This is a genomic window from Sulfurimonas iocasae (genome assembly GCF_047716755.1).
Taxonomy (GTDB): domain Bacteria; phylum Campylobacterota; class Campylobacteria; order Campylobacterales; family Sulfurimonadaceae; genus Sulfurimonas.
Map to the genome: position 1 here is coordinate 783,311 of NZ_CP180409.1, position 24,414 is coordinate 807,724.

Below are 24,414 nucleotides of genomic sequence, written 5' to 3' on the forward strand. Positions count from 1 at the left end.
AATCTATTTTACTACTTATCAACAATCATGGCTTTTAATTCAGCCTGAGAAACTAAAATGTCATCTACATAAGCTTTACCATCTAGCATCCAGATAGAACCTTTATGTTTTATAACACTAATACGGTATTCTAGTTTATCACCCGGCTTTACAGGAGCACGGAATTTAGCTTTATCAATACTCATAAAGTAAACAACTTTATTTGCTGCTTCTTCTTCTGTCATGTCATCCATACTTTTGAATGCTAAGATTCCACCAGCTTGAGCCATTCCCTCTAATATCATAACCCCTGGGTAGATCGGGTGACCTGGGAAGTGACCTTGAAAAATATTATCACCTATAGTTACATTTTTATAACCTGTTAGAGTTTCATCTTTTACAAAATCAGTAACACGATCTAAAAGTAAAAAAGGGTAACGATGAGGTATAATTTTCTGAATTTCCATAACATCCATAATCATAATGAAGAAGCCTTATAAATAATTTTGGATATTTTAGCTAAAAAAAGATTATAATTTGATTAGTTTTTCTCTTGTATCTTCATAAATTTTTGCATCTAGAGTCACAGTTAGTTTAGCATCTATAATTGTTTGGAGAACAATAATGGGGGATAGAGAGTAGTTATTAGGTTCAATAGAGGCTCTTATGTTTAGCTCTTCTTCAAAACTAGGCGGATTGAAAATCAACTCTTTTATGTTTTTATAATTGTAGTTGCATAAGGAATTGAAATGCTTCAAGTCTATAAATTTAATCTCTTGACGGTTAAAATAATAGATATTTTTATCTTCAAATTCTATGCGACCTTGTGCTGTTTTGCGTTCTAAAGCAGAGTAAAGTAAAGCATAAGCAGGAATGACTTCTTTTTTACCCTTGATAAGTTTGAAGTTTAATTGTCTATAGTTTAAAAACTTCTCTTTGATAATTTTATATTCTATACCTTTATCTTCAAGTTCGATTCTATATTTATACATTTCTAAGCGTTCTTCTATAGATGCAGGGAGTGTTTTGTTTGAGATGGGAGAAAACATCTCATCCATCAGACGTTCTTGTTGCTCTCTTTGCATAGTTAGTCCGTAGATGCAACCACAGTAGTCTTGACGATAAAGTTGTTCTTCTTTTGTTACTCTGCTTTGGTCTTGCGTTCCACCATTGGCACGGTAATCAACCGCTATAAACTCAACACCATACTTCCCGTAAAAAGCATCACCGCTTCTTTTTAACTGCTCTTGAGATTTTAGAGGACTTACCAGTAGAGTTGTTGTAATTTTATTTTCGCCTAATTCTAGGGCTTTTTTAGCGCTTACTTCAAAACGCTTATCAAAACAGACTTCGCATCTAGCACCTTTTTCAGGCTCTTTTTCAAGTCCGCGGACAGCTTGCATCCAAGCTTCAAAATCGTAATCGCCTTCTAAGACTTCAATACCTAGTTTTTTACAAGAGCGTTGTACATCTAAAAGGCGGAGTTGATATTCAGAATAGGGGTGAATGTTAGGGTCGTAGAAGAAACCGGTCAGCTTCTCCTTTGGGTAGTCCTGTTGTAGCTTCTCTAAGAAAAAGTGGGAATCGACGCTACAGCAAATATGAACTAAGATAATTTTTTCCTTTTTATGAAAGTATAGCAAAATTTCCATCATACATCTCTTGAGGTACCATTATAATGTTTATTAAGGTTATTTTATATACAATATTCTTGAATAAGTAATTATTCGTTCGCTACGCGACCGAATAAAGGCACATTTAAAATGAAAGGAACGGTGATAGAAAATGAGTGATGATATAATTAATACTAATTCTGTAGGACCTTCAGAAACAACTCAACAAGAGCAAAAAACTAATAATGCTATCCACAACGAGCAAGGGAAAAAAGAGCAGAAAAAAGAAAAGGATGAAAAAGAAAGATTGCGAAAAAAAGTAGAGGACAATATCAATAGCGGTCAGGCTAATAGCTGTTAATATTATTCACTCCACCTTTTTCAAGATGGAATGAGAGAGACGATTGATAGTATAGTTCTATTTAGTTTCTAAAACTTCAATAGAGTCGATAGCATCTTGACCCTCAATTGAGTCTAAAACTGCAAAACTCTCAGCATCATCTTCTTCGATTGCACCAAAAATAGTGTGAACACCATCTAAATGTGGAGTTGGAACAAAGGTGATGAAAAATTGACTTCCGCCTGTATTTGGTCCAGCGTGAGCCATAGATAGAGTTCCACGTCTGTGAATAGAAGTGTTTGTGTTTGTCTCACATTTAATAGCCCAGTCCGGTCCACCAGTTCCAGTTCCAGTTGGACAACCACCTTGAGCCATGAAACCAGGAATTACACGGTGAAAATTAAGGTTATTATAAAAGCCAGTGTCTGCTAAATGTGCAAAGTTTGCAACTGTATTAGGAGCTTCCTCTGGAAAAAGTTTTAACCAAATAACACCTTTACTTGTAGACACTTTAGCCCATTGTAGTTTACTTAGCTCATCATCTCTTAAATCGTAGTTTTTTAATTCAGTTCTTCCAAACATTTGAATCCTTATAGATATTGTTTTTGAAATTATAATGATTTATTCTTAGAGTATTAGAAAATTATGAGTTTAGTTTATGTAAATATGGTTATTACTGTATAATTGCACTTATGAAAATAAGCTCTTTTTTTAAAAACATAACCATAAAGCAAGCAAATATTTTTACGATATTGGTTATATTCTTCTTTACTATGTTTTTTGTCGGTCTTTTAGTTGAAGAGATGTACGAGGATTATGAGAGGGCATTAGAACAGAGTTATGTAACAAATGGTGAACTAAACTCCCATAGTGAAATATTAGAAAATAAGCACAAAAAACTAAAATCACTTATGATAAAGACTGTTTTAGTGATAGTCACACTATCTTTTATACTTTTTGCACTTTTTTTGGGACTACATAACCTTTTTAATAAACTTCTTCATAGAGATACACAGGCATTTTTGGATTTTTTTGAACAAGCTGCACATAAGGATAAGGTTATAAATCCTAAAGCCATGTTTTTTAAAGACTTTAAAATTATGGTTGGATATGCAAATGAGATGGTTAGCAAGATTAATGTACAAAAGAACTCACTCAAAGAGATGAACCTAGGTTTAGAAGAGAGAGTTAAAACCAAAACAGCAAAACTACAGTTAATAAATAAAAACCTAGAAAAAGAAAAAAAATTCTCTCAAGACTTACTTAAATCTCAAAAAGAGTTTTTACGATATACAGTACATGAAACAAATACGCCTCTTAGTGTAATACTGACTTCAATAGAATTATATGTAATGAATCATCCAAAGGATAGACAACTCTCTAAAATAGAAGCAGCTGTCAAAAATATATTTAGCATCTATGACGATCTAAGTTATCTGGTTAAAAAAGATCAGGTTGAGTATCCAAAAATTGTAATTAATCTTGGAAATTATATTAGTAGTAGAATAGATTTTTTTGCAGAGGTTGCTCAGCACTCAAGAATTACATTTAATTACATACCAGATGCTAATAATATGCATATATATTTTAATGAGACAAAACTACAGCGTATAGTAGATAATACAATTACAAACGCAATCAAGTATACGTTGCCAAATGAGGTGGTAAATGTTAATCTAAAACAAATCGGTGCATACATAGAGTTCTCAGTGGGGTCAAAATCAAAAATTATTAAAGATACTGATAAAGTGTTTGATGAATACTATAGAGAAGAAGAAAACTGTGATGGTTTTGGTATTGGTCTTAGATTGGTTAGAACTATATGTGATGAAGAAGATGTTATGATTTCGGTAGCCTCTGATGATAATCAGACCGTATTTAAATATAGATTTAAGTTGATGGGTGAATAATGAAGATATTACTACTTGAAGATGAGGTAATGTTAAATGAGTCTATTTGTGAGTATTTAGAAGCAGATGGGCATCAAGTAGAGAGTTTTTTTGACGGTAAGAAAGCATTTGAAACCATTAAGGAGAGCCTTTATGATTTACTTATACTTGACATAAATGTTCCAAATATTGATGGACTCCAGTTTTTAGAACAAACTCATGAACTGAAGATTCATATTCCTGCTATTTATATAAGTGCATTAGTAGATATAGAAGATATTTCTCGCGCCTACAATTTAGGATGCTATGATTATCTGAAAAAACCATTTCATCTAAAAGAGTTGTCTCTTCGCATTGATAGAGTTAAATTAGAAAAAGAGACACCAAGGGTTCATCTAAGACTTTCTAAAAATTATAGTTATAATCAGGAACACAGTCTTCTTCTTTTTAATAATGAACCTCAAGTACTTACAAAAAAACAGTCTCAAATAATTGATTTACTTGCAAGAAATAGAGGAATGGTAGTTGATTTTGAACAGTTTAGAATTTATGTTTGGGATGAACAAATTATTGATAATGCCACAATCAGAGCTGAAATCAACAGGTTGAAGAAGTTTTTACAAGAAGACGTAGTTATAAATGTTAGAGGAATGGGCTACATGATAGACAAGCCATAATCCATTAATATAGAAGATGTTTAGGTTACTTTGTGTCAATGTTCCCTCTGATGCTTGGAATATTTTGGGTAGGATGGCTACATGGAAAGAACCGACTAATCAAGTTGAATTTTCAAATTGCTTTAAAGAGTACATGAATAGTGGTACAACCGCAGCAGGCTTAGCAATTGTTGAGTGCCAAAGAAAAGCACAATAAATAATTATTTATGCAATATTCTTTTTAGGTAATTGAATCAAACTCTCAAGAGGTAAGTGAAGACCAGCTGCGATATTTGTTATCATACTCAGAGATAATCCAACTTTTCTATTTAACACCTCTGATACTTTACTTTTATTACCTATATATGGGATAAGGTCTTTTTGTTTAAGATGCATCTGTTCCATTCTAACTTTAATAGCTTCTATTGGATCTGGTTCAAAGATAGTCCACTCTTGCTCTTCATATTTTTCAACGAGCATAGCCAATACTTCTAGTTCATCACTCTGCGAAGTTCCTAACTTTGGATTTAGCTCCATGAGTTCATCAACTCTGTCTAATGCTTTGTCATAAGCTTTTTCATCTTTGATTGGTTTGAGTAACATTTTATATCTCCTTTGCATTTATTTTGTCATACTGGGCATGCGTGCCAACAAATTTAACTCTTACGATTTTTCGAGGATAGTCAATGTGTACTATCAATCTAAAATCGTTTCCTTTAATATTGAAGACTACTCTGTTATCTGATAAAAAAGAAGCGGATGAGTAAATCTCTTTAATGTCAGTTGGAGAACTCCAGGTGGATTTTCTCGCGTCACTATGCCAAACCTCTAAAGCAGATTTTGCTTGAGGGTGTTGTTCATAAAATTTTACTAGAGTTCTTTTACTGATTACATTCATAGTTGAAGTATAGAATAAATTCCCTTTAAAGGAACTTATGAAATACTTTATTATAAATGACCGTATAAAATTCAAAATTCCAAATACAAATACCCAAATACAAATACCCAAATAAAATACCGGGGACAGAAATACCGGGGACAGGATACCAATTAATTAGCAAATTGCAATATATTTAGTAAAATAGATTTTATTTTTGTATTATTTTTATATCTAAATTTTGGAGATAAAAATGGCAAGGATAAGAAGAGTTGTAATCCCAAATGCACCGCATCACATAACTCAAAGAGGTGTTCGTTCGATGAATATCTTTTTTAAAGATGAAGATTATGAATACTATAAAGAGTTGCTATTTACTCAATGTAAATTACATGATTTAAAGATTCTTTCTTATTGTCTTATGACAAATCATGTACACATAATAGCGATACCAAAAAATAGAGAATCCCTCTCAAAAGCCATTGGTGAGACACATAGACTCTATACAAGAAAAATAAACTTTGAACAAAAAGTAAAAGGACATCTTTTTCAAGAAAGATTCTATTCCACTCCTTTAGATGAAGTCCATTTTTTACATGCCTTAAAATATGTGGAGCAAAATCCAGTAAAAGCATACATGGTTGATTATCCTTGGAACTATAAATATACAAGTGCAAAATATAGATTGAACTTAGTAAAAGAAGATAAATTATTATCAAACTATGAGCCGATAGATAATATAGAAAACTATAAAGAATTTTTGCAAGAAAACGCACAAATAAAATTTATAAAAGAAAAAACAAGAACAGGAAAACCATGCGGAGATGATAACTTTTATGATAAAATAAAATTATTAACAGGGATAGATTATAAAAATAAAAAAGCAGGACGACCTAAAAAAGATGAAAATGAAATTAATTAGTACACTGTCCCCGGATTTTTAATTAGTACACTGTCCCCGGATTTTGTCCCCGGATTTTCATTAGTACACTGTCCCCGGATTTTCGTCCCCGGATTTTTAAGGTGGAGAATAAATGCTTAAGCTAATTGCTGGAGTAATGTCTATATTTTTCGGATATATGATATTTAATTCAGGTGAATATCCTGTATATTATGGTTATAAAATTGAATTAGGTATATTTAAAATTCCTACTTCAATACTATTCTTCAGTATAGGTATATATATTATGTTATTAAAAGAAAATAGAATAAAATATTCCAAATGCCCAAAATGTAAAACAAGCTATAGATACGAAACATTAAAAGATGGCATCTGCCCAGTGTGTAATATTAAAACCATAGAAACAGAAGAGTATTATAAAAAATATCCAGAAGAGTTAGATAATATCTAAAAACTACACCCCAGTTACCACGTTAAAAATAATTGGGAACGGGACTATAAGTCCTTTATAAATATGCGAGGCTCAGAATGCCATTCTGCTTGTTTTTTTACTTGTGTGTAGCCAGAAAATTTTCAGTTAAAGCTTGTTCTTGTATTTGTATACTTTTTAATTTTTTTCTAGTTTTTTCATTTTCTTGAAATAATCTCATTTTTGCTTGAACATACTCATCAGCACCATTAATAGTTTTAGACTTTGTAATGATGTCATTTTGAAGTTCATCTATTCTTTGTATGGCTTTTTGCATAAATTGTTTGTTAAATGTCAAAGTTTTCTCCTATTTGGTTTTTTAAAAATTCTGAATCTATATTTTCATAAGTTAAATTATTTTTTTTATCTATGTAATGTAGAATTATATCATTTTTAAATATATTTTTTAGCTCTATCACTGTTTTATAAGAGTTTATATTGCTATTTATAAATATTTCATAAGGTACTTTTCTTTTAGTTACGACTTCCCTTTTTATTGCATATTCATAACATATAGTAGGTTCATTGTAGAGATAACATACTTCAATTGTATAGCCTTTATCTAGTAACCGTTCAATATTTTCAATAGCTTTGTTTATGTTAGATAAATTACTATCTAATATTATTGATAATTCTTGTTTAATGGCATAATCAAATAGTTTACTAAAACCTTTACTTGCAGGTTTTTGAAATATATATGAGTTATTTCCATCATAGCCTACAGGTTCAAAAAAATCTCTAATGCTATCCGTGTCAATATGAAGTAAATGTGAATTTGATTCTTTAAGAAATATTCCAAATTCAGTTTTTCCTACACCGCTCATTCCAGCTGTAAAAATAGCTACTTTTTCATCTTGAGGTTGTATATCTTTTGTGAACTTTTTTATAAATGTTTTTTTATTTTTATTAATGTAATCAATTGCTTTTTTTTCTATTTCAAGTTCATTCATTTTTTAAACCAACTATACACAGATAGTCTCTTTCTTTCTATATACTAGAGCAAATATATCGGGAGTTTTGACTTCAATATTAATACTAATATTACAATTTATCATAACTTCTCCCTTTTTTATTAATTTTAATAATTGTAGCATAATTGCATTAATTCATATATTACTACTCACTGTGAAAGCTTACAGACATTCTTGCATCTAAAGACCAAGTTAAGTTAAACCCAGTTATGCCCTGGAAACTACACCCAACTACAACCCAGTAGATACTCTAACTCTAAATAGTAAAAACCTAGAAGTAGCATCTGTGCAAGATAGCTCTAAATCTAAATCAAGCTCAAAAGGATCAAGTGCAGGTTTCGGAGCATCTGGACTAAGTAAATAGCTCAGACTCAAACTCAAACTACTAAAAGTACATCTGTAGGAATACAAACAAGGAATAACTTCAAGCAATAGTAAAAAAATAAATAAAGGTATAAAAGAAAGAACTTCTCAAATGACAGAACCAACTCAAAAACAAAAACTCTGGCAACTCTAGGAAATGGAAACATACAAATAGGAAACAAAGAAGACTCAGAGACAAGAATGCTAAACACAGATGTAGCAAACAATGAAGTAGATATATATAATATTAGCAGTCATAAAGGTTTGAAGGTTGAGTTGGATACTAGGCTCTTGACTGAAGATGGTAGGAATCAGATAGCTGAGGATATAGCAATAAGTCTTTTAGCAGGTCAATCTATTGCTGATGTACTCACAAAAGATTCAGTATCATTAACTGGAGCTACTGGGAAAGGAGAAACATCATTACTGCAAAACCTAACTAATAAACTAGACTTACAAAAAGGAACAAAAAAGTTTGTTAATGACCCAAAAAATGAAAAAGCTAGAGATATATTACTAAATCCAGATGCGTCGCCAGAAGAAGTTCAGCAGGCTCAACAACAGCTACATATATATGTAGCAAAAGAGATGGGAATAGAACCAGCAGAGTTAAAACTAATGTTGGACTCTAGTAATAAAGGGTTTACTTCAGAAGAAGATGGTGGGATTCATTTAGCTACAAACTTGCATAATAATATGGGAGATATGGCAAATACTACTTTAAATGAAACATCAGATGTAGCAGACCTACAAAGAGATGCAGGTATAGTAAAAACAGATAGCTATAAAGCCTTTTTATAAAGAATAACTTAAAAAGCAAGGAAAGTAAAAAATAGACATTAGTTTATTAACAATATTACTTCAAAGAACTATGCAAGAGCTAAAAATCTTGCAAGTTTGATTTTTTAAATACTCTTTGTTGTATTTCATTTCTAAAATTTGAGCAAAGAGTGTTTTGATAATCAAACTATAGAGTAAATTATATATTTGTCTCTATTTTGGTTAACAACTAGTACGGTAATAGCTTTAAATATTATTGCTATTATGAATGATTTAAGTACTAACTTGTGATCTTTAACTTATCACTGTTTATGACTAATTTGTAAATACACGATTTGGATTATAGGGTGTGTTGTATTTAAAAATAGAGTATATGATAGTTGCAAGTTTTCTTGAAACTGCAACAAGTCCCTCTTTTTTAGATTTGCCTTGACTTCTTTTAGTATCGTAGAGTTGCTTCATCTGTTTGTTATGTATCAGACAACTTACAGCACTAAGATATAGTGCATGCTTGACCAAAGAAGAGCCTCTTTTACTTAAGTGACCTACACTTTTAGAATTACCAGAGCTATTTTCTGTTGGAAAGAGTCCAAGATATCCTATAAACTTAGGTATAGATGGAAACCTCGTCAGGTCTCCACATTCACTAATAACAGCAGCTACAGTTTTATCACTTACTCCAGGTATGGTTTTAAGGTTATCAATAAGAGTGTTACTCTCTGGTAGCTCATCAAGTGTTGAACTATTAATGCCTTTTTTATCAAGCAAAGAGAGTATCTCAGCTTCAATAATATCTATCTCACTAAGATACATCTTTAAAAGCCTAATAGTACTTCTAATAGCTATTGCTCTTGCATCTTTAGCCTTACCTGAATAGATAGACTCTCTTGAGAGTTCTAGTAATCTTAGGGCTTTGTCTTTATTGAAGTTATTGCCTTGAATATGAGCAAATATCTTCATGATTCTATCAACGCTACTATGCTTATAGTGATATGCTGTTGGATACTTTTCAAGCAGAGCTAGACCACTTATGGTAAATGGATTTGTGAAGCTCTCAAACTCTGGAAATGTAACTGTTATTTGAGTAATGATTCTCTTCTTAACCTCTTTCATATCAGACTGAATAGAAGCACGATTTCTATAGAGTGTTCTAAGGCTCTGATACTCATCATCAGTTACATAACCTGATGAGTATTTGCCATCTTTTAAAAAGAGTGCTATAACTAAAGAGTCTATGTTGTCATTTTTTACTTTTTTCATAGTTATTTGTTCTCTATACCTTGAGGTTTGAAATGGATTGAGTAGTTTAACACTATAGCCCTTAGACTTTAAAAACTCTAAAAGGTTTTCACCATAAATACCAGTTGCTTCTATACCGATAATAAAGTCATCTTTATCTAAAGTGACACTATCTAAAATAGTAAGTAATTTTTCAAACCCTTTTAAATCATTGTTGATTTTAAAAGGCTTGTTAATAACCTTAGTTTCACTATCATCGATAACTGAAACAACATGAAAACTCTTTGCAATATCTATTCCTACGTAATACATCTCTATAATCCTTGTCGTGTAATCTTAAGTTGCCTAACAAAAAAACAAAAGTTAAATTGTTAGAATTCACAGCCTCGTTAATCTATGTGTTGTAGGTGCTAAAATAACAGCTACCCCAACAGCTTTTAATAAGTGATTAACAACTAAAGACACCAACTGGCTTAATGATGTAGTCAGTAGATATAAAATATTTTCATATCCTGCTATAAGGAAAAAAATGTTGTTTTATCTTTAGTCATAAACTGTGAAAGTTACAAGATTTGAAGTTAGTACTTCAATCTTAAAAGAGTAATACTTCTTTGCTTTAAAGTCAAAAAAACTTTAAAAAAGAACTACTTACTCATAAAAGAAATTATACGAGGTAATAGAGATGAATACTCTAAAAACTTTGGTGACTTAGGACAAGACCTACTAGATAATCAATACTCAAAAACAACAGGTAGCTCAATAAATAATACGAGCTATAACCAAGTTAATGCAAATCTAAAAACACAGAGTAGCACCATAGCAACAAATACACAGAACTACAACAAACTAGATAAAGGTAAAGGTGCACACAGACAACTTAAAAACTCAGAGATAGAGTTTATAAAAACAAAAGCAGAAGCTTACGCACAACAAAAGTATAACAAAGCAAATCCAAGTTCAGAAGAGATACAAGGTGCTGAGCATGAACTTTCGCAAGAAGCTATGAGAAGTACAGATGTAGTTTGGAATGTAATATTAGGAGAAGAAAATACTCAAGCAAAAGAGTTTTTACTTAAAGAATCAAAAGGACAAACTTTTGAAAATTCAAGAGGCGAAAAACAAGGGTATTTTACAACGAAGAATGGAGATTTTTATGACCCTACTAGATATGCAAATGAAGCCGCAAGTGTAGAAACTGATATATATGAAGTAGCACAAGACAAAGCAAAAGATACTCTAAGCAATCCTGAACAATTAAAAGACAGGCTAGAAGATAAAGTAAAAGAAGAATTGACTCTTGAAAATATAACCGAGAAAGTGAATAACTTTATTGATGAAAGTAAAAAAAAGAGTCTTTCAGATTTAGCAAAAGACAGATTAGTTGGTACTGCAACTTCCATAGTAGATGGAACAGAAACAGCATACAATATAGCAAATGCTTCAAAGGAAACATTAGATAAAATATACGGTGAAGGTACAACCGAAACTATAGCAGGTGCATCTACTGTATTAGCTGTTGGTTCTGTTGTTGGGAATGGGAAAAGCAAAAGTGGTTCTACTGGAAAAGCTACTAAAAATAATAAAATATTTACAAAAGAAACCATTGACGCGCCAAGTGGAAGAACATATAATTTTTATGGACAGGATATTGATTTGGATTTAGAGTTTAAAACGCCTAAAGGCAAATTTACAACTAATAGAGAGTGGATGAAAAAAGGAAACAATCCATATATTTTGGATAATATGAAAAACCCTGTTTCAACACAACAGCACCATTCACAACAAAATGCAAATGGACCAATATTTGAGGTAAAAACAACGACTCATCAAAATTCTAACAATAAACAAGTATTGCATCCATATGACAAGGATGGAACAGGAAAAAATCCAAATAATCCTGTAGACCATAAAGAGTGGAAGAAAGATAAAAATTTTATTAACAAAGAAAGACTTAAAAAATTAGAAGGGGGAAGTAATTAATGTTACCTGAAAATGTAAAAAACAAAATAGAATTATTACCAAAAGATAAATATGATAAAAATGTTATAAAAGAAATAAATTATTTTAAGAACTTATATAATGAAGATTATATAAATTCTATTATTTGGACACAAGAGGAAGCAAAAAATATATTGAAAGAAATAGGTGTTTTAGAAGATACATCTTTTTATGATTTTTATCTAAATGTTATAGATGAACCAGAAGCTTATCGTGCTGAAGATTTTTATGGACTCAGTCAAATTTTAGAAGACTATAAAAATCCATTTTGGAGTAGATATCCAGAAATAGGTAAACGATATCTACAACTTTCTTCAATAGAAGGTGAGTATAGCTACTTTTATGATAAAGAAACAGATGCTCTCTACGGAGTAGATTGGGGAGAAATGGATGATTTTATAGCTGGGAAATTAAAACCATTATTTACTTCATTTTATGACTTTTTAGAATGGTACTATTCAGAAGAAGACGAATAATTTATTATAAACAATGAAGTAATTATCAAAATATATCTTTATTGTTTCTCACCTTTCAACTCAAATTAAATTATAAATTACAAATTACACCCCTGTGAATGAATCTCCACTTTTAGAAAACTAACAGAAATAAAATCTTTCATTTTGTCATATATTTAATCATGCTAAATAATAGATGCTATTGTTTGTAATCATAAATAAGGAGTGTTGTATGCCAACAAGACTTAGAGTGGATTTAGCTGGTTATCATCATGTTATCAACAGAGGTGTTAATAGATGCAATGTATTCAATCATGATAGTGATAAAGATATGTTTTTGCAGATTATAAATAAAGCTGCTACGATTGAAAAAGTCATCTTGCATGATTATGTTTGAATGGACAATCCAATCATTACCACTTGCTTATAGAGACTACAAAAGAAAACTTATCAATATTTATGAGAAGTGTTAATGCTAACTATGCTAAATATTTTAATAAAAAGTATAGTCGTAGTGGGCATCTATGGCAAGATAGATATAAATCAAAATGCATTATCTCAGAGAATTATCTCTATACACTAAATTTATAAGGCAAGAGATATTTAGAAGTATTAAAATCATTCATATCAAAAGTAATAAAAAGTATTTAACCTATAAGTGATGAAATTAATTAAAATATTAATTAATAAGTTTCAATTAATACAGCCTTAGTATAATAACTATAAATAGTTGTATTTTTATTTTGCATAGAGATTAATAAAATAGTTTCAGTAAAGTAGACAAATTTTAAACTATTTAAAATCAAATAAGGTAAGAAAATGAAGAAAATAAGTTACATTGTGATGATATTGAGTTTTGCAATAATATTTAGTGGATGTGGAGGTTCAGGTTTAAGCCTTAATACTATAAAAGGAAATGAATTAGAGAAAAGTCAATTACTAACAAAAGAAAGCTCTATTTACTTAGTTAATGGAGGTGATGGAATGAAAAAAACATATCTTTCTGCAGTAACAAGTAGTGAAGAAAAAGCAATAGAAAGTGGATTATCTGCTATTAATATAGCAAATACAGAATTAAGAACTATTACTCCTTATGTTATCTTAGAAAATAAAGTAATAACTGAGAAAGAGGCTATAGAAAATGCTAAATTAAATAAAAGTGATTATGTGATTTATTCTCGTGTAGAAAAATGGACTGATCCATTAGGCATAAACTGTCATGAATATTATAGGGATGAATCAACAGTATTATTATCATTGTATTCGACAAAAGATGATAAGCTTTTAAATACTACACGTCTTTTCGCTTCTGATTGTCCAGCTACTCTTAATGGTATACCATTATCTACAGGTTCACCAGAAAGTTTATATGAAGATCTTTTTAGCATGTGGATAAAAAATCACTTCTTAGTTACATCAAAATAAAAGATATACACCATTGTGAATGAATCTCCACTTTGAGAGTAGCTTTAGTGGGTTGTCATCATGTGATAAACAGAGATGTAAATAGATGCTATGTGTTTAATCACGATAGTAATAAAGACATGTAGATTGTTAATATTTTAAAAAGTATTGAGGATGGTGCACCAGTTGTTGAAATACTTAGATTCAATTTAGTAGTTACTAAATTGAATCTAAACTCTCTTTTAGTATTTTGTACTCTTTTTCATTTATAGCTTCAATCTTTAATTTTTTTAACAATTCTTCATGCTTGGCTTTTTTACCCATAATTTTTATACTTGAAGAGTTTAGATGTGCGTATATCAGCTCGTCTTTTATTCTTGCATCTTGTCTCTCTTTTATGGAGTGCTCAAGCTCGTACTTCTTGGCATTTCTTCTAGATATAACAAATGAAACTATAGACATAAAAGCAAATATAGCAAAAAAGAGAATAGCTTCACTATATATACTACTTAAATCATTGCTAGTCAAAGCTTGAGTATCAGTTGGTGGTTGCATTACATCTTCCCTTATTTATATTAATATTATAACCATAACTTTGTTTAAAAGATGAATTTTACTAACTTAATTTTATAAATCATTCACATGTTATAATTATTTTATGAGTAAGACTACATTGATGGCGTTTTTAGTTATTATAATTGTTGTATTTATAGTTTATACAAAAGAGGGTGGGAATAAGTTGTCAGAAAATTTACTTGATAAAGACTCCGTAATATTAGCCTTTGGAGATAGTTTGACTTATGGTTTTGGAGCATCTGGTAACTCAAGTTATCCTGCATATTTACAACAAAAGAGTGGATTAAAAGTTATCAATGCAGGGGTCAATGGGGAAATAAGTGCAGAAGGTTTACCTCGTTTATCTACATTTTTGCAACAAAAGCCTGATCTGGTTATTCTTTGCCATGGTGGTAATGATATACTCCAAAAACTACCTCAGAAAGATTTAAAAAATAATTTAACCAAGATGGTAAGACTTATAAAAGAGAGTGGGGCTGAAGTGATTCTTGTTGCTGTACCTGACTTTCATATATTTGGTTTTAGTACACTCTCATTATATGATGAAGTAGCTGATGAAGAGGGAATACTTTTAGAAGATGACATACTGACTCATATAGAGTTAAATAGAGCTCTAAAAAGCGACTATGTTCATCCAAATGCAAAAGGTTATGAGATGATGGCAGATGCTTTTATGAAGATTCTTAGAGATTATAAATATATAAATTAATCACGAAACCCTAACTGGCCTTTAGAGTTTCTTCAAGTATTGTATACTCTTGCTTGTTTATATCACCTTTTTCTAATTTATAGGTAAGTTCTTCAAGTGTAGCTTTTTTTCCTACTATTTTAATAGTTGAAGAGTTTAAAAATGTATTTACAAGTTTTTCTTTTCTTGCTGATTCTCTTCTTTTTTCTAGCGAATTATTTTCTACATATTTCTTTGCATTTCTTTTAGTGACAAAGAAAGAGATAATAAACATTCCTCCAAAAAGAGCAAAAAATAAAATAGCTTGATTGTATACAGCTTCCATAGTTGTAGCTTCCATAATAGTTTCCTTTAATTGTTAATCTTGTCATATTTTGCCTAAATTCATTTAAGTAGATAATGTGATAAATATTTGATACTTAAATTTAAAGTAAATAAAAGGAAAAATAATATAATTGAGAGACAATATTCTGGTATACTATCAACTATAAGTAACAATGAAAGGGGTATTATGAAAGAGCACGTTGAAAGGGGTATTATGAAAGAGCACGTTTTAAAAAATGATGATTTTCTAGTGTCACAAACTGATGATAAGGGTATTATATTATTTGCTAATGACGACTTTTGTAAGATAGCTGGGTATACAATCGATGAGTTGATTGGAAAACCTCACAATGTTGTAAGACACAAAGATATGCCAAAAGCTGCTTTTAAAGATTTATGGGAAACTGTAAAGAGTGGGAAAGTATGGGATGGTTATGTTAAAAACAAGACTAAAGATGGTGGTTACTACTGGGTATATGCAACAGTTTATCCTATGAAAGACGGTGTTACAAACCAAACTCGTTATATGTCATGCAGAAGAAAGCCTTCAACACAAGAAATTGAAGCTGCTGAAATGCTATACAAAACATTAAAATAGGGATATAGATGAATAATTTACAAAAAACAATAGTTGTATCGATAGCCTTCGTAATTTTAATAGCTTCTCTTTTTCTAACTGATTCAAATATTATCCAAACAATTTTAGCAGTAGTTGTATTTGCTGTAGTTATTGGTGTAAATTCTATTAAAGACTCAGGCGGAACTAATAATATAAATAAGAAAAGATTAGAGTTGATTGAGATGATGGAGTTTAAAAGAAACAAAGTTGATGTTAATTTAGACTCTACTAATGAAGCGGAAATAAACTTTAATAAGATTGTAACTAGTTATCAAGAGTCAATCTTAGCAGATACACGCGTTGCAGGAGAAATGGTTCTTTTAGCAGATAAAGTTTCAAAAGGTCACTTTACATGTAGAGTAAATGCAGACTCTAAAACACCATATGTACATGTTCTTAGAAACAGCATGAACAATATGTTGTTAGCTTCTGAAAAAAACCTGGATAATGCTATAACAACTTTACAAAGTTATGCAGATGGTAAGTTTACTACAAGAAGTGATGTGAAAGTAGAAGCAAAAATGGCTGATTTACTAAATAACATTAACCTTTTAGGTCAAGCTTTACAAAATATGGAACAAGAAAATAAAGATACTCAAAGCCATATTTTAGAAACATCGCAAAAGTTAAATGAAACTATCAGTGAAATAACTGATACTACTATCATAGAGCTAAAAGATATGATTCATAGTACAGTAGAACGTATACATGATGTTTCTCAAAAAGAGAATGAAATGGTTGATAATCTTCAAAACTTGGTTTCAAGTGCGAACGAGACTAAAGATATCCTTTCTAACATCGGTGAGATAGCAGAACAGACTAATCTTCTTGCTCTAAATGCAGCTATTGAAGCTGCTCGTGCAGGTGAACATGGTCGTGGGTTTGCAGTTGTTGCAGATGAAGTAAGAAAGCTTGCTGAGAGAACTCAAAAATCATTAGCTGAAACCTCTGCTACTACAAACGTACTTATACAGTCTATTTCTGACAGCTCAGATGCACTTAACACAAATGCAAGTGAAGTAAATAATATCTCAGATGATGTTAATTTAATCAGTGATAAGATGGATGAAATCATAAGTAGTCTCCACGGTCTTACTCAGAAGTAAAAAGCTTCACCATATCCTCAAAGTAACTCTCTTTTGCAAAAGCTAAAGCGGTTTTGCCTTGAGGGTATTTATGCCCAAAATTACAACTAATTTGTGTATAATAATTTTATAATTAATTAGGGGTGGATCATGTTCAATTTTATTCGTAAGCTTTTTAAAGCACTTAACTCTTCAGGTAAGTCTTGGCAACTCTCAGGTGCTATAGTTTTAGCTATGTTTGCAGGATTTTTACCTATAAATTCTCTTATACTTTTAAGTATCTTGTTTTTAGCACTTGTTTTCAATGTAAACTTTGGTCTTTTCATACTATTTACTGCTATATTTAGTGGAGTAGGGTACCTTTTTGACCCTATGTTTGAGTCACTTGGGTATTCAGTTTTAACAAACGATGCTCTTAAGGGTTTATTTACTTCTTTGTATAACTCAGCACTCTTTAGATGGAGTTCTTTTAACTATACTCTTGTTACAGGTTCTATAATAGTATCTACCCTATTAGCTGTTCCGATGCTACTAGTACTAAACAGAGTTATTACACTTTATAAAGATCAGATAGGGGCTAAACTAAACGAGTGGAAGTTTACTCGCTGGATGAAACTCTTTAATGAAGAAGCACAAACAAACTCACTCTTTCGCTGGTGGGGTGCAGGTGTGTTTGGTGGTTTAGTTGCTGGTATTGCTGTGATATTTATCTTCATCTTTGATCCACTTGCTCGCGTTGCCATAGAAAAATCTCTTGCATACTCTTTACAGACACAAGTAAACATCAAAGACTTTAGCTCAAGCTTTTCAGACTTGCGTGTAAAGATATCTGGCATCCAGATAGCAGATAAAAATAAACTTACTCATAACCTTGTCCAAGTTGGTGATGTGGAATTTGACCTCGGTTTTTCTGCTCTTATGGAGAAAAAAGCGATGATAGAGATGTTAAACGTAAATGCTCTAGCTTTTAACGAAAAAAGAACAATTGTGGCAAAAGCTTATGATAACTCTAATATCCCAAAAATTGAAGCCCCAAAAGTAAAGAGTGCGGATAAAAAGCCTGAATCCAAAGAGACAAACCCTTTTGCTCTTCCAAATGTAGATGACATACTTGCAAAAGAGGAGCTGAAGTCTGTAACAGAGGCACAGAAATTAAAAACAGATATTGAAAAAACAAAAGAAAAATGGGCGAAGATATCTGATGAAGTAAAAAGCAAAAACGAAGTAGATGAGATAAAAGCAGATGCCAAAAAACTCCAAAAAAGCCTGCAAGGTGGAGATATAACTAAGATAGTATCTGTTAAGGGAGATATAGAGAAATTAAAAGTTAAGATAAGCTCTCTAAAAGATAAGTACACATCTTTAGAAAAAGATTTTAAAGCAGATCAAAAACGTCTCAAAAAGCAGATTTACTCTCTAAAGAATCTTCCACAACAAGATATAGACCGTCTTAAAAAGAAGTACTCTCTAAATGCAGGTGGCGGAGCTAATCTCATAGGTACTCTTATGAGTGATGAGATAGGTGAGTATATGAAAATGGGATTAAAATACTATGATATGCTAGCTCCTTATATTAGTAGTGATTCTAAAAAAGAAGAGGCTCAGGATGTTCCTCCTCCTCGTGGTCAGGGAAGATGGATAAAGTATGCAAATCTATCAAAGATACCAAATCTTGTAGTAAAAGAGTCCAAGATAAATGTAAAACTAAAAAATGATATGTTAGATATAAATGTAAAAGACTTATCTAGTAACCAAAAGCTCTACAAAAAACCTATGAAAGTTCACGCAGATGCTAAAGGGGTAGAGTATAAGCAAATAGTAGCAGATGTAGTTGATGATAGACGTAGTGATAAAGCAAATACTAGCTTTGATGTGAAAGTTACAGGCTTTAAAACAGCTACTATTGATATGCAAACACTAAGTATGAACGACATAGTTACTAATGCAACGCTAAAAGGTGCTGTCGAAGATGCAAATGTAAAAGCAAAAAGTATAGTGAATGTAACGAAGGTAAAACTTCAGATGCCATCACAAAAACTGGTAAATGATTTGTTATCTGATATATCAAAATTTAACGTAGATATATCTGTAGATGGAAAGCTCGAGCAACCTGACATAACAGTAGTTAGTGACTTGGATAAACAACTCTCACAAGGGATGAGTAAAATGCTAACTAAAGCAACTAGAAGTTTTGAGAAAGACCTAAAAGCAGGAATCTTAGCAAAAGCCGGAGGTTCTAGTAAAGGATTGTCTTCTGACTTAGGCGATGTAGGCTCACTTCTTAATTCAAAGCAAGATGCACTAGGTGATATCGATACAAGTTTCTCTTCATCATCTGGCGGTGGTTTAGGTTTACCAATAAAGTTATTTTAGAAGTCAAATATTAAAACAGGAAGTAGATTATGAATTTTCAAAACGAAGAACTACCAAAGGGTGCAGTAAAAGTCGGACAAACACCAAATATGACAGAAGAGACAGCTCTAAAAGGCTTACTCAAAAATCACCTTGCTCCAAAAGGTAAGATAGGTTTAGTAGTAGTGGAAGAGGGCGCTTTACAGTATATCTGGGAAGATGACCAAGATAATGTCCTAGATTCAGACAGAGACCATCCTATAGTTATAGAGGCTGAAAGATATCATCATGTAGTTATAACTGGACCCGTAGTTTTTCGCGTAGAGTTTTACAAAGTATTAGATGAAAACGAAGAGTACAAAGAGGGTGACAGACCTGGCGAAGCTTTTTGTTCTGCTTGCGGGTAAGAACCTGCTAGCTTAACACCATCCTTAAGTGACATAGTTTCTGCCTTTTGCTTTTGAGCTGTAAAGAGCTTTGTCGGCTGCATCTAGAGTCTCTTTTATGCTCATATCCTGTGTAAAGCTTGCCACTCCAAAACTAGCACTTTGATGCACTACAATTGAAAACTCATGCTCTGCTATGATTTTACGAAGCTTATTGGCTATGATGATTCCTAGGTCGATGCTTGTGTGTGGCAAGACTATCATAAACTCTTCTCCTCCCCATCTGGCAAAGTGGTCTCCTTCTCTTAAGGACTCTTTTACAAGCTGAGCTAACTCTACGAGGACTATATCACCTTGTATATGTCCATATTTGTCGTTTACAGATTTAAAGTGGTCTAAGTCTATAAGAATGATGCTACATTCTTGTGAGTTTCTGCGAAAGTAGTAGTACTGCTTTTGTAGTAGGGCATCTATATACATTCTATTATGTACTTTGGTTAGTTGATCTGTTTGAGATAGATGCTTTAGTCTTAGTTCACTGTTTTTTAGTTTGGTAATGTCTGTGAGATAGCCGACAAAGCTTACTACGTTGTAGTTAGTATCTCGAAGGAGTAGGGTGTGGTTTTGTACCCACTTGATACTAGCAGTTTTAGTAACTATGCGATAGGGCGGATGCGTAAAGGCGAGGAGCTTTTTCTCTATGGCATTTTTTATGTCATCAGATACACGAGCTATGTCGTCTTTGTAGATGCAGTGAGAAAAACTTACAGCTTTTTCCTCGAGCTCTTTTTTCGTTGCACCTGTGAGCTTGAAAATGTTTTTAGAAGCGTAGTATATGCTAGAAGCAGAATCGTTGTGCCAGCGAAGCAAGATGGCACTGCTCATATCTACTAGTGTCTGATGTTCTAGAAGAGTTTGTTCTAGTGTATCGACTTTTCTTTTGAGATGAAAAAAGATGTAAGAGAGAGCAAACAGAAGCAAAGACATGCTTATATATAAAGACTTAACCATAGTGTTGCATCTCCTAATCTACGTGAATGAATAAAAATTTTTAAATTTACATGGTTTTTTCAATAACCATTAATAATGTTTGTGTGATAATAAACAGATTTATTTTTAACAATAAAGTAGCGTTCGTACTTTTAGTATTGTGCTGAAGCTTTAGTATTGTGCTGAAGCTTTAGTATTATATTTTTAATTTAGTACATGATATATGTTTAATATCCTTAATTGTTTATTTTATTAAAATGGGAGTTTTTCCTTTTATTTAACAAATTATAGGGAATTAACACCATTTTGTCAAGTTTATTATAAAGAAAGTTGTATATGACAAAAAAAGAATTAGCAGAACGTTTAGGCATAGATGTAAAAACTTTAAAATCATGGGAAGAACAACGCCCTGAAGTTATGAGGTTAGTAAGACTTGGACTTGCTACTGAGAAGCATGTTCAGGATATAGAGAGTTACTTACAAGAGATAAAAAAAACTACTGCTAAGTAAGATCTATTATACTTCAAGCACTCGTGCTGGCAGTACACTATTATAAGGCAAAAGAAAATAGCTAAAATAAGGTTGAAATAGATACTCTCTAGCTAAAGTAGCTATCCTTATTTTCAACATAGTCAGAAGATTGTTTCTCGGAATCATAATCGTACTCATACTCGTCATCAGAACCATAGTCGTAACCGTAATCACTTTCTAACTCTTCGTCTTCCCTGTCATCGATATATACTAACATGATAAATCCTTTTATCTATTGAGTTAAACATATATCGAACATTTTACATTTACTATGTAATCTGATGGTTATTTTTGGATAAAGTAATTAGAAAATAGATAGATTAGTTTTAGTGGTAAACATCTCCAATGCTTTTGTTCCAGCTAATGAATTGCCCCAGTTGTTTAATCTAGGTGAAAAAACAGCTAAGCTCATAACTTTTGGTACAATAGCGACTATACCGCCTCCTACACCACTTTTTCCAGGTAGCCCAACATGGTATGCAAAATCTCCACTAGCATCATAATGACCACATGTCAGCATCACTGCATTTATTCTTTTGGCTTGAGATGAAGTTATAAATCTTTTATTTGTAATTGGGTCAATACCATTATTAGCTAGAAATAGCATAGCACGAGATAACTCTTTTGTGCTCATAGTTATTGAACAGTGCTTAAAATATGTTTTAACTACTTCTTCTACATCATTGTCCAAATTGTTAAAGCTTTTCATTAAGTTCGCTAAAGCCATGTTTCTATGACCATGTTTATACTCCGAAAACCAAACATTTTTATCAAAACTTATATCTACATTGTCACTAATCTCTTTTATAAAATTTGAAATCTCATTATAAGTTTCATCTACTGTTTTATACTTGTTAAGAAGAGTGTCAGTTATAACTATTGCTCCCGCATTTATAAATGGATTTCTTGGGATTCCAAGTTCATATTCTAACTGAACTAATGAATTAAATGGATTTCCAGAGGGTTCCTTTCCAACTCTCGCATATAACTCTTTTGAGTATATACTAAGAGCTTTGGTAAAGGTAAAAACTTTTGAGATACTCTGAATAGAAAAATTTTCATCACTACACCCTATATGATAGCTACTACCATCAAAAAGTGTAATACTCATAGCAAACTGATTCGGATTAACTTGTGCTAAAGCTGGAATATAATCTGCTACTTTTCCTTCTTTTAAAATAGGTTCAATTGTTTGATATATCTCATTTAAAATATCTTGATAATTAATCATGCTTATTTACTATTCACTAAGTTGTCTATGTAGTGAATTTAAATCACCTAATATATTTACATTACGAATTTTTCCATCTTTCATATGTATAAATGATGCACCTGAATATGATATACGTTTACCTGTTGGTGCATAATCAAATATTTTACCTTCATGTGTTCCAGAGTAAGTAACATAGATAGCTGCCATATCATTTTCAAACACTGACATCTCTACAGCATGATAAAGATTGGGAAAGGCATCTGTGAGTATTTTAGCATACTCTTTAAAGCCTTCAATACCATTTGCAGTAATATCTAAAGAACCACGGAAGCGTATATCTTCATGACAGATTTTATCAGCATTATCAAACTCTTTATCATTCCACATTTGATAATAAGCATTAACTAATTCTTTATTTGTCATATTTTTTAGCCCTTTAGTCTTCATATAGATGTTTATGTGGAAATTTTTCTATTGAATAATATTCATCATTATCAAAATTATCATATTCATCATAATCTATAGTGAAAACTTTTGGATAACCTCTTCTTAGAAGTTCTTCATCAATAAAGTCACTATTAAAGCCTTTACTTTCGCAAAGTGCCACGATACTAGCAATATCTGCAGTATCAACGCCAGCAAGTTCCATTTCAAATACTACATCAGAAACGTTCATTGTGTCCTCGATAAAATAATTATGTCATGCATAAGATAGTTGTTCGATAAAGATATCAAACACAGCCAAAAAAAACATGAAATATCAAGCGATACTTCCTTTGACTCAAAGGTTTTAAATATAAAAAGAAGCCTGTAATTTGAGTTAGAAATTATACTCTTTTTTTTAGAAAAAGTAACAATTAACACCAAAATATTATCTATTATTTAATGTAAAATAAGCTAAAGTTTGATTGAGGATATGAAATGAAACGAATGAAAGAACTAATAGACGCGCTTCACTTAGAAGATTTACGCAACGAAAAACACCCTTCTATTTTTGATGACAATGAAATGTACAATATGCTTATTACCCGTATTCCTTTAGTTGGAGAAGAATTTAGTAGCATATCTCTAGGTTTTATAGTTACTGAGCAAAAAAGTTATTTTTACAACAAAGAAAAGCAAACATTCGAAGAATTAGAGACTAAATATATGGGTTTGTATACTTTAGTTAATAAGCATACTGACAAACTACTAAAATCATTTTTAAAATATCCAGATATTATTTCAGATATGGAAGAAGATTTATATGCAAATAATGTAGATAAAAATTTTTTACATAAATGGCTTGGAGTTAAATTAGAAATACTAAAAATAGAGAGAGTTTTACATAGAACTACAAATGCAATGGAGGAGTTTATAGAATTTTACAAAGATATTGAAGACTTTCCAATGAATCACTTTGTAGATATACATGAGCATCTTGAGAGAGTTATGCGTTCAGCAACACTACAACTATCTAAATTGGACTATTTATATAGTTTTTATAATGCAAAGTCTAATGATAAAATGAATAAAATGATTTATATACTAACTATTATATCAGCTATATTCCTTCCTCTAAATTTAATAGTTGGTTTCTTTGGTATGAATACAACCTCACTACCATTTTCAAGTGGAAATTTTGGCACACATTATGTTGTAACGATTATGTTAAGTTTAATAATTATCACATCAGTTATTGTACAAATAAGGCGTAAAAAAGTAGAACGTTGACTG

At 31.4% G+C, this 24,414-nt stretch carries 35 protein-coding genes; 19 read left to right on the plus strand and 16 right to left on the minus strand.

From position 1 onward, the window contains the following. Positions 1–11: 11 nt before the first annotated feature. Together fabZ and ACLHDE_RS03945 are read right to left on the minus strand one after the other, a co-directional pair. The gene (gene fabZ, locus ACLHDE_RS03940; protein WP_415398507.1) at positions 12–458 is read right to left on the minus strand and encodes a 3-hydroxyacyl-ACP dehydratase FabZ; all 447 of its coding nucleotides are present in this window, start codon (positions 456–458) and stop codon (positions 12–14) included. Positions 459–509: 51 nt separating this feature from the next. After that, positions 510–1,592 (minus strand): epoxyqueuosine reductase QueH, encoded by a 1,083-nt coding sequence (locus tag ACLHDE_RS03945; RefSeq protein WP_415398508.1) that lies wholly within the window; start codon positions 1,590–1,592, stop codon positions 510–512. Positions 1,593–1,764: 172 nt separating this feature from the next. Here ACLHDE_RS03945 and ACLHDE_RS03950 point away from each other — a divergent pair, with 172 nt between their 5' ends. Beyond that, the gene (locus ACLHDE_RS03950) at positions 1,765–1,953 is read left to right on the plus strand and encodes a hypothetical protein (RefSeq protein ID WP_415397913.1); all 189 of its coding nucleotides are present in this window, start codon (positions 1,765–1,767) and stop codon (positions 1,951–1,953) included. Positions 1,954–2,010: 57 nt separating this feature from the next. On the opposite strand, the gene ACLHDE_RS03955 is transcribed toward ACLHDE_RS03950, so the two are convergent. Next, entirely contained in the window at positions 2,011–2,514 is a 504-nt protein-coding gene (locus tag ACLHDE_RS03955) for a peptidylprolyl isomerase (RefSeq protein ID WP_415397914.1), read from the minus strand. 110 nt (positions 2,515–2,624) lie between these two features. Here ACLHDE_RS03955 and ACLHDE_RS03960 point away from each other — a divergent pair, with 110 nt between their 5' ends. From ACLHDE_RS03960 to ACLHDE_RS03970, 3 genes are read left to right on the plus strand one after another with little or no spacing between them, the layout of a single operon-like run. Further along, the gene (locus ACLHDE_RS03960) at positions 2,625–3,842 is read left to right on the plus strand and encodes a sensor histidine kinase (protein ID WP_415397915.1); all 1,218 of its coding nucleotides are present in this window, start codon (positions 2,625–2,627) and stop codon (positions 3,840–3,842) included. Beyond that, positions 3,842–4,498, plus strand: a complete 657-nt coding sequence (locus tag ACLHDE_RS03965) for a response regulator transcription factor (RefSeq protein ID WP_415397916.1) — start codon at positions 3,842–3,844, stop codon at positions 4,496–4,498. Before ACLHDE_RS03960 ends, ACLHDE_RS03965 begins: the two co-directional genes overlap by 1 nt. 16 nt (positions 4,499–4,514) lie before the next feature. Beyond that, positions 4,515–4,694, plus strand: coding sequence for a hypothetical protein (locus ACLHDE_RS03970; RefSeq protein WP_415397917.1), 180 nt, complete (start codon positions 4,515–4,517; stop codon positions 4,692–4,694). A gap of 8 nt (positions 4,695–4,702) precedes the next feature. Here ACLHDE_RS03970 and ACLHDE_RS03975 read toward each other — a convergent pair whose 3' ends face one another. Then, positions 4,703–5,080, minus strand: coding sequence for a helix-turn-helix domain-containing protein (locus ACLHDE_RS03975; protein ID WP_415397918.1), 378 nt, complete (start codon positions 5,078–5,080; stop codon positions 4,703–4,705). Between the two features lies 1 nt (position 5,081). Next, positions 5,082–5,375 carry a type II toxin-antitoxin system HigB family toxin gene (locus ACLHDE_RS03980; RefSeq protein WP_415397919.1) on the minus strand — a complete coding sequence of 98 codons (294 nt, stop codon included), beginning with the start codon at positions 5,373–5,375 and terminating at the stop codon, positions 5,082–5,084. A 232-nt stretch (positions 5,376–5,607) separates the two neighbouring features. Here ACLHDE_RS03980 and ACLHDE_RS03985 point away from each other — a divergent pair, with 232 nt between their 5' ends. Next, a complete protein-coding gene (locus tag ACLHDE_RS03985; RefSeq protein ID WP_415396404.1) occupies positions 5,608–6,276 on the plus strand; it encodes a transposase in 669 nt (222 codons plus the stop codon). Between the two features lie 112 nt (positions 6,277–6,388). After that, a complete protein-coding gene (locus ACLHDE_RS03990) occupies positions 6,389–6,706 on the plus strand; it encodes a hypothetical protein (protein WP_415397920.1) in 318 nt (105 codons plus the stop codon). 97 nt (positions 6,707–6,803) lie between these two features. On the opposite strand, the gene ACLHDE_RS03995 is transcribed toward ACLHDE_RS03990, so the two are convergent. The 3 genes from ACLHDE_RS03995 to ACLHDE_RS04005 form a co-directional block, all read right to left on the minus strand. Continuing rightward, the gene (locus tag ACLHDE_RS03995) at positions 6,804–7,022 is read right to left on the minus strand and encodes a hypothetical protein (RefSeq protein ID WP_415397921.1); all 219 of its coding nucleotides are present in this window, start codon (positions 7,020–7,022) and stop codon (positions 6,804–6,806) included. Further along, entirely contained in the window at positions 7,012–7,674 is a 663-nt protein-coding gene (locus ACLHDE_RS04000) for a zeta toxin family protein (protein ID WP_415397922.1), read from the minus strand. Before ACLHDE_RS04000 ends, ACLHDE_RS03995 begins: the two co-directional genes overlap by 11 nt. Positions 7,675–7,926: 252 nt before the next feature. After that, positions 7,927–8,070 (minus strand): hypothetical protein, encoded by a 144-nt coding sequence (locus tag ACLHDE_RS04005; RefSeq protein WP_415397923.1) that lies wholly within the window; start codon positions 8,068–8,070, stop codon positions 7,927–7,929. A gap of 189 nt (positions 8,071–8,259) precedes the next feature. Between ACLHDE_RS04005 and ACLHDE_RS04010 the strand changes: the two genes are divergently transcribed. Then, a complete protein-coding gene (locus ACLHDE_RS04010; protein WP_415397924.1) occupies positions 8,260–8,859 on the plus strand; it encodes a hypothetical protein in 600 nt (199 codons plus the stop codon). Positions 8,860–9,153: 294 nt separating this feature from the next. Here the strand turns inward: ACLHDE_RS04010 and ACLHDE_RS04015 are convergent, their stop codons facing one another. Further along, positions 9,154–10,389: an IS110 family transposase gene (locus ACLHDE_RS04015; protein ID WP_415395806.1), complete on the minus strand. Its 1,236-nt coding sequence runs from the start codon at positions 10,387–10,389 to the stop codon at positions 9,154–9,156. A gap of 690 nt (positions 10,390–11,079) precedes the next feature. Between ACLHDE_RS04015 and ACLHDE_RS04020 the strand changes: the two genes are divergently transcribed. The 5 genes from ACLHDE_RS04020 to ACLHDE_RS04040 all read left to right on the plus strand — a co-directional run bounded on the left by ACLHDE_RS04020 (position 11,080) and on the right by ACLHDE_RS04040 (position 13,955). After that, a complete protein-coding gene (locus tag ACLHDE_RS04020) occupies positions 11,080–12,057 on the plus strand; it encodes an HNH/ENDO VII family nuclease (protein WP_415397925.1) in 978 nt (325 codons plus the stop codon). After that, a complete protein-coding gene (locus tag ACLHDE_RS04025; protein WP_415397926.1) occupies positions 12,057–12,551 on the plus strand; it encodes a hypothetical protein in 495 nt (164 codons plus the stop codon). The genes ACLHDE_RS04020 and ACLHDE_RS04025 overlap by 1 nt, the downstream gene beginning before the upstream one ends. A 211-nt stretch (positions 12,552–12,762) precedes the next feature. Beyond that, on the plus strand, positions 12,763–12,927 hold the full coding sequence (locus ACLHDE_RS04030; protein ID WP_415397927.1) for a hypothetical protein: 165 nt from the start codon (positions 12,763–12,765) through the stop codon (positions 12,925–12,927). A 23-nt stretch (positions 12,928–12,950) separates the two neighbouring features. Continuing rightward, positions 12,951–13,121 carry a hypothetical protein gene (locus ACLHDE_RS04035; RefSeq protein ID WP_415398509.1) on the plus strand — a complete coding sequence of 57 codons (171 nt, stop codon included), beginning with the start codon at positions 12,951–12,953 and terminating at the stop codon, positions 13,119–13,121. Between the two features lie 228 nt (positions 13,122–13,349). Next, positions 13,350–13,955, plus strand: a complete 606-nt coding sequence (locus ACLHDE_RS04040) for a DUF4823 domain-containing protein (RefSeq protein ID WP_415397928.1) — start codon at positions 13,350–13,352, stop codon at positions 13,953–13,955. Positions 13,956–14,153: 198 nt separating this feature from the next. On the opposite strand, the gene ACLHDE_RS04045 is transcribed toward ACLHDE_RS04040, so the two are convergent. Then, positions 14,154–14,489 carry a hypothetical protein gene (locus tag ACLHDE_RS04045; RefSeq protein WP_415397929.1) on the minus strand — a complete coding sequence of 112 codons (336 nt, stop codon included), beginning with the start codon at positions 14,487–14,489 and terminating at the stop codon, positions 14,154–14,156. 103 nt (positions 14,490–14,592) lie between these two features. Between ACLHDE_RS04045 and ACLHDE_RS04050 the strand changes: the two genes are divergently transcribed. Then, positions 14,593–15,219, plus strand: a complete 627-nt coding sequence (locus ACLHDE_RS04050) for a GDSL-type esterase/lipase family protein (RefSeq protein ID WP_415397930.1) — start codon at positions 14,593–14,595, stop codon at positions 15,217–15,219. Positions 15,220–15,229: 10 nt separating this feature from the next. Here the strand turns inward: ACLHDE_RS04050 and ACLHDE_RS04055 are convergent, their stop codons facing one another. Next, positions 15,230–15,538 (minus strand): hypothetical protein, encoded by a 309-nt coding sequence (locus tag ACLHDE_RS04055; RefSeq protein WP_415397931.1) that lies wholly within the window; start codon positions 15,536–15,538, stop codon positions 15,230–15,232. 198 nt (positions 15,539–15,736) lie between these two features. On the opposite strand from ACLHDE_RS04055, the gene ACLHDE_RS04060 reads away from it, so the two are divergent. The 4 genes from ACLHDE_RS04060 to ACLHDE_RS04075 all read left to right on the plus strand — a co-directional run bounded on the left by ACLHDE_RS04060 (position 15,737) and on the right by ACLHDE_RS04075 (position 19,985). Further along, positions 15,737–16,120 carry a PAS domain-containing protein gene (locus tag ACLHDE_RS04060; protein WP_415398510.1) on the plus strand — a complete coding sequence of 128 codons (384 nt, stop codon included), beginning with the start codon at positions 15,737–15,739 and terminating at the stop codon, positions 16,118–16,120. Between the two features lie 755 nt (positions 16,121–16,875). Next, entirely contained in the window at positions 16,876–17,247 is a 372-nt protein-coding gene (locus tag ACLHDE_RS04065) for a methyl-accepting chemotaxis protein (RefSeq protein ID WP_415398511.1), read from the plus strand. A gap of 129 nt (positions 17,248–17,376) precedes the next feature. Then, on the plus strand, positions 17,377–19,599 hold the full coding sequence (locus tag ACLHDE_RS04070) for a TIGR03545 family protein (RefSeq protein ID WP_415397932.1): 2,223 nt from the start codon (positions 17,377–17,379) through the stop codon (positions 19,597–19,599). A 29-nt stretch (positions 19,600–19,628) separates the two neighbouring features. Further along, positions 19,629–19,985, plus strand: coding sequence for a DUF1971 domain-containing protein (locus tag ACLHDE_RS04075; protein WP_415397933.1), 357 nt, complete (start codon positions 19,629–19,631; stop codon positions 19,983–19,985). Between the two features lie 24 nt (positions 19,986–20,009). Here the strand turns inward: ACLHDE_RS04075 and ACLHDE_RS04080 are convergent, their stop codons facing one another. Next, positions 20,010–20,975 (minus strand): diguanylate cyclase, encoded by a 966-nt coding sequence (locus ACLHDE_RS04080; protein ID WP_415397934.1) that lies wholly within the window; start codon positions 20,973–20,975, stop codon positions 20,010–20,012. Positions 20,976–21,290: 315 nt separating this feature from the next. Between ACLHDE_RS04080 and ACLHDE_RS04085 the strand changes: the two genes are divergently transcribed. Then, positions 21,291–21,464 (plus strand): hypothetical protein, encoded by a 174-nt coding sequence (locus ACLHDE_RS04085; RefSeq protein WP_415397935.1) that lies wholly within the window; start codon positions 21,291–21,293, stop codon positions 21,462–21,464. A gap of 88 nt (positions 21,465–21,552) precedes the next feature. On the opposite strand, the gene ACLHDE_RS04090 is transcribed toward ACLHDE_RS04085, so the two are convergent. The 4 genes from ACLHDE_RS04090 to ACLHDE_RS04105 all read right to left on the minus strand — a co-directional run bounded on the left by ACLHDE_RS04090 (position 21,553) and on the right by ACLHDE_RS04105 (position 23,374). Then, positions 21,553–21,702 (minus strand): hypothetical protein, encoded by a 150-nt coding sequence (locus ACLHDE_RS04090; protein WP_415397936.1) that lies wholly within the window; start codon positions 21,700–21,702, stop codon positions 21,553–21,555. Between the two features lie 87 nt (positions 21,703–21,789). Next, entirely contained in the window at positions 21,790–22,713 is a 924-nt protein-coding gene (locus tag ACLHDE_RS04095; protein ID WP_415398512.1) for a glutaminase, read from the minus strand. A gap of 12 nt (positions 22,714–22,725) precedes the next feature. Then, positions 22,726–23,121 carry an ester cyclase gene (locus ACLHDE_RS04100; protein ID WP_415397937.1) on the minus strand — a complete coding sequence of 132 codons (396 nt, stop codon included), beginning with the start codon at positions 23,119–23,121 and terminating at the stop codon, positions 22,726–22,728. A gap of 13 nt (positions 23,122–23,134) precedes the next feature. Continuing rightward, positions 23,135–23,374 (minus strand): hypothetical protein, encoded by a 240-nt coding sequence (locus ACLHDE_RS04105; RefSeq protein ID WP_415397938.1) that lies wholly within the window; start codon positions 23,372–23,374, stop codon positions 23,135–23,137. Between the two features lie 245 nt (positions 23,375–23,619). Here ACLHDE_RS04105 and ACLHDE_RS04110 point away from each other — a divergent pair, with 245 nt between their 5' ends. Beyond that, positions 23,620–24,411, plus strand: a complete 792-nt coding sequence (locus tag ACLHDE_RS04110; protein ID WP_415397939.1) for a CorA family divalent cation transporter — start codon at positions 23,620–23,622, stop codon at positions 24,409–24,411. The last annotated feature ends 3 nt before the right edge of the window (positions 24,412–24,414 follow it).